The 8,092-nt window shown below is 70.8% G+C and carries 7 protein-coding genes; 3 read left to right on the top strand and 4 right to left on the bottom strand.

The window, feature by feature from the left end; translation table 11 throughout:
* The first annotated feature begins 432 nt into the window (after positions 1–432).
* Together AB0J69_RS61070 and AB0J69_RS61065 are read left to right on the top strand one after the other, a co-directional pair.
* The gene (locus tag AB0J69_RS61070; protein ID WP_364138407.1) at positions 433–1,695 is read left to right on the top strand and encodes a M48 family metallopeptidase; all 1,263 of its coding nucleotides are present in this window, start codon (positions 433–435) and stop codon (positions 1,693–1,695) included.
* Positions 1,662–2,795 carry a glycosyltransferase family 4 protein gene (locus tag AB0J69_RS61065; RefSeq protein WP_364138404.1) on the top strand — a complete coding sequence of 378 codons (1,134 nt, stop codon included), beginning with the start codon at positions 1,662–1,664 and terminating at the stop codon, positions 2,793–2,795. Before AB0J69_RS61070 ends, AB0J69_RS61065 begins: the two co-directional genes overlap by 34 nt.
* A 10-nt stretch (positions 2,796–2,805) precedes the next feature.
* Here AB0J69_RS61065 and AB0J69_RS61060 read toward each other — a convergent pair whose 3' ends face one another.
* The 3 genes from AB0J69_RS61060 to AB0J69_RS61050 are packed head-to-tail and all read right to left on the bottom strand — an operon-like array spanning position 2,806 to position 5,875.
* Positions 2,806–3,723 carry a carbohydrate ABC transporter permease gene (locus tag AB0J69_RS61060; protein WP_364138401.1) on the bottom strand — a complete coding sequence of 306 codons (918 nt, stop codon included), beginning with the start codon at positions 3,721–3,723 and terminating at the stop codon, positions 2,806–2,808.
* A complete protein-coding gene (locus AB0J69_RS61055) occupies positions 3,720–4,592 on the bottom strand; it encodes a sugar ABC transporter permease (protein ID WP_364138398.1) in 873 nt (290 codons plus the stop codon). The genes AB0J69_RS61060 and AB0J69_RS61055 overlap by 4 nt, the downstream gene beginning before the upstream one ends.
* The gene (locus AB0J69_RS61050; protein WP_364138395.1) at positions 4,592–5,875 is read right to left on the bottom strand and encodes an ABC transporter substrate-binding protein; all 1,284 of its coding nucleotides are present in this window, start codon (positions 5,873–5,875) and stop codon (positions 4,592–4,594) included. Before AB0J69_RS61050 ends, AB0J69_RS61055 begins: the two co-directional genes overlap by 1 nt.
* A gap of 199 nt (positions 5,876–6,074) precedes the next feature.
* On the opposite strand from AB0J69_RS61050, the gene AB0J69_RS61045 reads away from it, so the two are divergent.
* On the top strand, positions 6,075–6,860 hold the full coding sequence (locus AB0J69_RS61045; RefSeq protein WP_364138410.1) for a DeoR/GlpR family DNA-binding transcription regulator: 786 nt from the start codon (positions 6,075–6,077) through the stop codon (positions 6,858–6,860).
* Positions 6,861–7,174: 314 nt separating this feature from the next.
* On the opposite strand, the gene AB0J69_RS61040 is transcribed toward AB0J69_RS61045, so the two are convergent.
* Positions 7,175–8,092 (bottom strand): AMP-binding protein (locus AB0J69_RS61040; RefSeq protein ID WP_364138392.1); only part of this gene is annotated, 918 nt, incomplete at its 5' end.

Below are 8,092 nucleotides of genomic sequence, written 5' to 3'. Positions count from 1 at the left end.
GCCGCCACCAGGGCCAGGCCGCGGCGGCGGGGTCGGCGCTCGCGGACCTGGAGGTACCGACCCGGCGCGGGTGGCCGCTCTTCCTCGGCCATGTCCGGGCGGCCGGAGGGCGCGGTCACGGCTTCGGGGACGACCGGACACGGCGGCGGGGCGGCCGCCGGGGAACCGGCCAGTGAGGCGGCGGGTGAGGCGGCGGGTGAGGCGGCGGGTGAGGCGGCGGGTGAGCCGGCCAGGGAGTCGGCGGGTGAGGCGGTCAGTGAGCCGGCGGGTGGGGCGGCTCGGGAGGCGGCCGGTGGGACGGCTCGTGAGGCGGCTCGTGAGACGGCTCGTGAGACGGGCCTCCAGGCTGCCGGAGAGGCGGTGCCGGGCGAGCCGGGGGCCCGGACCCGTGCCGGAGCCCGAGCGTGGACACGAGACGGTGGGGAGGCGTCCGTGAACGGACGGCCGCCCGCCGGGGAGAGCGGGCTGAGGCGGCAGGCCGCCGTCGCGCTGGTGCTCCTCGGCGTCGTGATCCTGGCGATGACCGCCTTCACCACTCCGTGGCACGTGCTGACCGGCGGGCCGCCCGATCCGGCCCGCGACTTCAGTGCCGCCCAGATCGCCAGGGCGGAGGCGTTCGACGCGGCCACGAGCCTGCCGAGCTACCTGTCGCTCGCGCTGACGATCGTCTTCGCCGGGCTCCTGCTCGCCACCCCGCTCGGGGCCAGGGCGGTGGGACGGCTCAAGGGCCCCTGGTGGCTGCGGGTGATCCTCGGCGTCGTGGTCATCACCGCGATCGTCGAGCTGGTCAGGTGGCCGCTGGGCGTCTGGTTCGAGACGATCGTGCGCGACTATGGCCTGTCCACCCAGGACTGGGCCGGCTGGGCGGTCGACCGGCTGAAGAACCTGGGCGTGCAGGTGTTCCTGGTCTGCGTGATGTTGGTGGCGCTCGTGGCGCTGGCCCGCAAGGTGCGGCGGTGGTGGATCCCCGCCGCGGCGGGGGCCTTCGCGCTGACGGTGGTGGCGTCGTTCGTGTACCCGGTGGTGTTCGAGCCGATGTTCAACGACTTCACCTCCATGCCGCAGGGCGCGCTGCGGACGAACCTGCTCGACATGGCCGAGCGGGACGGCGTGCCGGTCGAGGACGTGCTGGTGGCCGACGCCTCGCGCCGGACGACGGCGCTCAACGCGTACGTGTCCGGCTTCGGCGCCACGCGCCGCATCGTCGTCTACGACACGCTGCTCCAGGCTCCGCAGCCGGAGGTCGAGCTGGTCGTGGCGCACGAGCTGGGCCACGCCAAGTACGACGACGTGCTCCACGGCACGCTCATCGGCGGCCTGGGCGCCGGGCTGGGCGCGATCGCGCTGTTCCTCGTCTTCACACCGCTCCGGCGGCGCACCGGTGTCACCTCGATCACCGATCCGCGGGCGGTCGGCGCGCTGGTGGGGCTCATGACCGTCGGCTCGCTGCTCATCGGCCCGTTCGAGAACGTGGTCAGCCGGCACATCGAGGCCCGGGCCGACGTCCACGCGCTCGACCTGACGAAGGATCCGGCCACGTTCATCGCCATGCAGAAACGCTTGGCAGTGACCAATATTTCCGACTTGTCGCCGAATGCGGTGGAATATGTGCTCTATGCCTCCCATCCCTCCGGCCCCGAGCGCATCGCCATGGCCCGCTCATGGGCCGAGCTGAACGGCGTACCCGTACCGTGACCGACCCCGCGGCCGGGCCCAGAGTGGTCTTCGTGACGAACGACTTCCCGCCCCGACCGGGCGGCATCCAGTCGTTCGTGCACGGGCTCGCGCTGCGCACGCCCGGCGTGGCCGTCTACGCCCCCGCCTGGCCGGGGTGCGCGGAGTTCGACCGGCGCCAGCCGTACCGGGTCGTCCGGCACCCGACGCGGCTCATGCTGCCCACCCCGGCCGTCGCGCGGACCGCGGCCGGGCTGGTGGCCGAGCACGGCGCGGACACCGTGGTGTTCGGCGCGGCGGCGCCGCTCGGCCTGCTCGCGCCGCGCCTGCGCCGGGCGGGCGCGCGCAGGGTGGTGATGCTCACCCACGGCCACGAGGCGTCGTGGGCGAGCGCGCCGGGCTTCCGCTCGGTGCTGCGCAGGATCGGCCGGCACGCCGACGTGGTGACGTACCTGGGGGAGTACACGCGCGAGCGGCTGGCCGCCGCCATCCCCGCGGACAAGCTCGTACGGCTCGCGCCCGGCGTGGACGTCGGGCAGTTCCATCCCGGCGCGCCCAAGGCCGAGCTGGGGCTGCCGGGCCGGCCGGTCGTCGCGTGCGTGTCGCGCCTGGTGCCGCGCAAGGGCCAGGACCAGCTCATCAGGGCCTGGCCCCAGGTGCTGCGCGCGGTGCCGGAGGCGGTGCTGCTGCTGGTGGGCGGCGGCCCGTACCGGAGGCGGCTGGAGCGGCTGGCCGCCGGGCAGGAGTCGATCCGGTTCACCGGCACGGTGCCGGCGGCCGCCCTGCCCGGCTACTACGCGGCGGCGGACGTGTTCGCGATGCCGTGCCGTACCCGGTTCGGAGGGGTGGACGTGGAGGGGCTCGGGATCGTGTTCCTGGAGGCGTCCGCGACCGGGCTGCCGGTGGTGGCGGGCGCGTCCGGCGGCGCGCCCGACGCGGTGCGGGCCGACGAGACGGGGCTGGTCGTGAACGGGGAGGACGCGGACGAGGTGGCGCAGGCCATCGTCGAGCTGCTGACCGATCCCGACAAGGCACGCAAGATGGGCGCGGGCGGTCGCGACTGGATCGCCCGCGAATGGGCCTGGGACCAGGTCGCCGCCCGATTCCGTGCTCTTCTCTAGGGGCTCTTCTCTAACCCTTCGTGGACCCCAGCGTGAGCCCGGCGACGAACTGCTTGTGCAACATCTGGAAGACGATCAGCGTCGGCAGCGCCACCAGCACCGAGCCGGCGGCCAGCAGGTTGTAGTCGGTGAAGAACTGGCCGCGCAGGTTGTTCAGCGCCGAGGTGACGGGCAGCTTGTCGCCCGACGACATCAGCACCAGGGCCCACAGGAAGTCGTTGTACATCCAGGTGAACTGCAGCGTGGCCAGCGCCGCCAGCACCGGACGGCACAGCGGCAGCGTCAGCCGCCAGTAGCGCGTCCACACCCCGGCCCCGTCCACCAGCGCCGCCTCGGTGATCTCCACGGGGATCGTGCGCATGAAGTTCGCCATCACGAACACGCAGAAGCCGAACTGGAACGCCACGTGGATGAGGATCAGCCCCAGGTAGGAGTCGTAGAGCGACTGCGAGTCCGACAGCCAGGCGGGCAGCGGGACGAGCGTGTAGAGCGTGTAGAGCGGCGTGATGAGGACCTGCGGCGGCAGCAGGTTGCCCGCGGTGAACACGATGAGCAGCGTCTTGCGCCCGGGAATGCGCAGCCGCGCGATCGCGAAGGCCGTGAACGAGGCCAGCGCCAACGTGATCAGCACACCGGGAACGACGATGATCAACGTGTTCAGATAGTAGTGAGGTATTTCGGCCTGGCTCCACGCCTTTCCGTAGTAGTCGAGCGTGAGGTTCTCCGGCAGCGAGAAGTACCCCAGGCGGGCGGTCTCGTCGTACGGCCGCAGCGACGCGTACACCGCCAGCACGAGCGGCAGCAGCCAGCCCAGCCCCACCAGCACGAGGAAGGCGTGCAGCAGGACGCGCAGCGGCCGGACCGGGCGCCGCGTGGGGGCGCGCCGCTCCTGGGCCGGGGGAGCGGGGGCCGGGGCGGTGAGGGTCATCGCTCCTCCCTGAACAGCTGCGACAGGTACGTGATGATGAACCCCATCGAGATCACCAGCAGGATCACCGCGATCGCCGAGCCGAACCCGATCCTGCTGGCCTCGCCCACGATGTTCTCGGTCACCAGCACCGACAGCAGCTCCAGCCCGTTCCTGCCCTTGTTGATGGCATAGACGATGTCGAACGCCCGCAGCGCCTCGATCACCGTGATGACCAGCACGATCACGTTGACCGGCCGCAGCGTCGGGAACACCACCCGGAAGAACGCCTGCCGCTCGCTGGCCCCGTCGATGGCCGCCGCCTCCTTCAGCGCCGGATCGACCGCCTTGAGCCCCGCCAGATAGATGATCATGACGTAGCCGACGTGCCGCCAGCCCGCCGCGACCATGACCACCCAGATGTTGACCGAGCTGTCGCCCAGCCAGTCCACGCTCAGCCCGGTCACCGCGTTCAGCACGCCGTAGTCGGTGGAGTAGACGAGCTGCGCGATGAAGCCGACCACGGCCAGCGACAGCACGACCGGCATGTACAGGGCGCTCTGGTAGACCCGCGACAGCCGCAGCCGCCGGTCCAGCAGCACCGCGCAGAACAGCCCGAACGGCGTCGCGACCAGACCGAGGAAGGCCAGCCACAACACGTTGTTGCGGACCGCCGACCAGAACGGCGGGTACTCGGCCGACAGGTCGTGGTAGTTCTGCCCGCCCACCCACTCGATGGGCCCGATGCCGCCCCAGTCGGTGCCGGACAGCCCGATGGAGGCCAGCGTGGGCCCCCAGATGAAGCTCACGTTGACGGCGATGGCCATCCCCAGCCCGATGACCAGGACGGTCACGTCGCGGGCGGAGTAGCGGCGGGTCTTGACTGCCATCAGCGGAAGATGTTGGCCTTCTGCTTCTCGATGCTCGTCAGCAGCGAGTCGATCTCGTCGGGCTTGCTCACGAACGACTGCAGCGACGGGATCATCACGGTGGAGGCGAAGTCCGGCCGCGTGTCACGGTCGAGGAACTGCGCGATGTGCGTGGCCTTCGACACCAGCTCCGCGCCGCGCTTCTGCAGGGCGCTGTAGCCGGAGGTGTCGGCCTTGGAACTGGCGGCCAGCGTGCCGGGGTCCAGCTTGGTGGCGATGTTCTGCGAGGAGGCCTGGCCGAAGTGCTTGAGCAGGGCCTTGGCGCCCTCCACGTTCTTGGCCTTGGCGGAGATCATGTAGCCGTCGATGGGGGCGTCGATCGAGTCGGTGCCGTAGGTCGGGTTGATCTCCGGGAAGGTGAAGAAGTCGAGGTCGTCGCGGTCGGCCTCGGGGAACTGCTGGGCGACGAACATCCCGAGCAGGTACATCCCGGTCTTCTTCTGGGCCAGCGACTGCCCGGCCTCCTGCCACGTACGGCCCAGCGCGGCCGGCTGGTGGAACTCCATCAGCCCCCGCCAGGTGTCGAAGACCTGCTTGACCCGGGGATCCGTCCACGACTCCTTGCCGCCCATGAGCGCGATGTGGAAGTCGTAGCCGTTCATCCGCATGTTGAGGATGTCGAACGTGCCCATCGCCGGCCAGCCGTCCTTGTCGGCGAACGCGATCGGGATGAGCCCGTCGGTCTTCATCTTCCTGGCCAGCGCGGTGAACTCGTCCAGCGTGGCCGGTGGCTCGTACCCCTTCTCCTGCCAGACGCTCTTGCGGTAGAAGACCGCCCACGGGTAGTACGTGAACGGCACGAAGTACTGCTTGCCGTCGATGCCGGTCGACTGGTCCTTGAACGCCTGCGTGTAGTCGGCGCCGATCTCCCGCCACACGTCCGAGATGTCGATGGCCAGCCCCTGCTCGGCGAAGAACTGCATCCGGTAGCCCGCGAACCAGGTGAAGACGTCCTCGGGCGTGCCCCTGAGATAGCGGTTGATGTTCTCCTGGAACGTGTTGTGGTCCACCGTGTTGATCCGGGTCGTGGCCTGTGTGAAGCCCTTCACCACGGTGTCCAGGGACTTCTTCGGGATCTCGTCGGAGGCGTTCGAGCCGATCGTGACGGTGCCCAGGCCACCGCCGGTCGGCTGCCCGGGCGCTGGGGAGTCGGAGCCGCACGCGGCCAGGACGGCCGGAACGCCGAACGCGGCGGCGCTTCCGAGCAGGAGATTACGGCGGGAAATCGGCGATCGTCGGTCCATGGTGGTTCCTCCTTGCCGGACCCTTCCGAGCCGGACCCTTCAGATTCCCCCGAGTTCACACACCTTCCTTCATCGAAGGGCCAACATTTCGGACTGTCAACGCCCGGTTTCGTGATGATTTGCCGGAAGCCGCGGCGCCGGAGTCATGTCATGATGCGAACGCGGACGTGTCGGAACCTGTTGGGATCTGGTGATGCCGATGCTCGCCCCGCAGCGCCGGCAGGCGATCCTCGAGCTGGTCAGGCAGCATGGCGGTGTCCGGGTGGTCGAGCTGGTCCGCGCGTTCGGCGTCTCCGACATCACCATCCGCCGCGACCTGGAGCTACTGGCCGAACGCGGGCTGCTGGCCAAGGTACGCGGCGGCGCCACCACGATCGACGAGCCCGGCTTCGCCGCGAAGTCCGTCCGCCAGGAGGCCGAGAAGCAGGCCATCGCCCGCCGCGCCGCGGCCCTCGTGTCCCCGGGCGCCGCCGTGGGCCTGTCGGCCGGCACCACCACCTGGACCCTCGCCCACCACCTGACCACCGTCCCCGGCCTCACCGTGGTCACGAACTCGGTGCGCGTCGCCGACGTCTTCCGGCACGCGGGCCGGCCCGACCAGACGGTCGTGCTGACCGGCGGCGTACGCACGCCCTCCGACGCCCTGGTCGGCCCGATGGCGGTGGCCTCGATCCGCCGGCTCAACGTCGACCTGCTGTTCCTCGGGGTGCACGGCATGACCGTCAGGGCCGGCTTCACCACGCCCAACCTGATGGAGGCCGATACCGACCGGGCCCTGGTGGAGGCGGCCACCCGCCTGGTCGTGCCCGCCGACCACACCAAGTGGGGCACGGTCGGCATCAGCACCATCGCCGAGCTGTCCGAGGCCGACGTACTCGTCTCCGACGCCGGCCTGTCCCCGTTCGCCAGGGACGCGCTGGCCGGTCACGTCGGCGAGCTCCTCATCGCCGACCCCCCGGAAACCGCCACCCCGGCCCCACCCTGATCCGCGCCGCCGCCGTCAACGCGGGCGTGGACGAGGCGATCAGCGACCTGCCGGACGTCTACGACACCGCGCTGACCAGGAGGCCGAGCACGACGTGCACCTGCGCATGCGCCGCCACCGCTCCGACCGCAGGACCGGACCCCGGCCCACGGCCGAACGACCTGCCGTCAGCTCCGGCCTGGCCAGGCGAGGGCCGGGACACCTGAACAGAATGGCGGCGGTGGCGGGCGCGAGAAAGGGCCCGAGAGAAGGGCCCGAGAGAAGGGCCCGAGAGAAGGGCCCGAGAGAAGGGCCCGAGGAAGAGCGCGGCCGGGTCAGTGGCCGCTGTAGAGGTCGTCGATGTCCTTGGCGAAGTCCCGCATCACGAGATTGCGCTTGACCTTGAGCGTGGGCGTGAGGTGCCCGCTCTCCTCGGTGATGTCCACGTCCAGGATGGCGAACTTCTTGATCTGCTCGGCCTTGGACACCGAGAGGTTCGCCCGGTCCACCGCCGCCTGGATCTCGTCCCGCACCTTCGGGTCGGAGCGCAGGTCGGCGACGGTCGAGCCGGCCGGCATGGCCTCCGGGTCGAGCGTGATCAGGGCCGCGACGAACGGCCGCCCGTCGCCCACGATCATGGCCTGGGAGATCAGCGGATGGGCCCGCAGCGCGTCCTCCAGCGGGCCGGGCGCCACGTTCTTGCCCGCCGCCGTCACCAGGATCTCCTTCTTGCGCCCGGTGATCCGCAGGTAGCCGTCCGCGTCGAGCTCACCGATGTCGCCCGTGTGGAACCAGCCCTCGGAGTCGATCACCTCGTCCGTGGCGGAGTCGTTGTGCCAGTAGCCGGGGAAGACGTTCCGGCCCCTGGCCAGGATCTCGCCGTCGTCGCCGATGCGCAGCGTGACGCCGGGCAGCGGCTTGCCGACCGTGCCGATCTTGTTGGCGCCCGGCATGTTGACCGAGCACGGGGCGGAGGTCTCGGTGAGCCCGTAGCCCTCGAAGACCTCGATGCCGACGCCGCGGAAGAAGTGGCCCAGCCGGTCGCCCAGCGCCGAGCCGCCGCACACCGCCGCCGAGAGCCGGCCGCCGGTGGCCGCGCGCAGCTTGGAGTAGACCAGCCTGTCGAACACCGCCCGCTGCAGCCGCAGCCCGAGCGGTGCGCCTCCCGAGCTCTCGGCCTTGCTCCAGGCCACCGCCACGTCCACCGCGCGGGCGAAGATCTTGCCCTTGCCGCCCGCGATGGCCTTCTGCTC

This window comes from Nonomuraea sp. NPDC049709, from assembly GCF_040674815.1.
Lineage (GTDB): Bacteria > Actinomycetota > Actinomycetes > Streptosporangiales > Streptosporangiaceae > Nonomuraea.
The sequence above is the reverse complement of the archived record's forward strand: the minus strand, read 5'-3'. Positions and strand labels throughout refer to the sequence as shown.

Coding starts and splice junctions, on each gene's coding strand:
- AB0J69_RS61065 (WP_364138404.1), top strand. CDS start 1,662: ATGGGCCGAGCTGAACGGCGTACCCGTACCGTGACCGACCCCGCGGCC.
- AB0J69_RS61060 (WP_364138401.1), bottom strand. CDS start 3,723: ATGACCCTCACCGCCCCGGCCCCCGCTCCCCCGGCCCAGGAGCGGCGC.
- AB0J69_RS61055 (WP_364138398.1), bottom strand. CDS start 4,592: ATGGCAGTCAAGACCCGCCGCTACTCCGCCCGCGACGTGACCGTCCTG.
- AB0J69_RS61050 (WP_364138395.1), bottom strand. CDS start 5,875: ATGGACCGACGATCGCCGATTTCCCGCCGTAATCTCCTGCTCGGAAGC.
- AB0J69_RS61045 (WP_364138410.1), top strand. CDS start 6,075: ATGCTCGCCCCGCAGCGCCGGCAGGCGATCCTCGAGCTGGTCAGGCAG.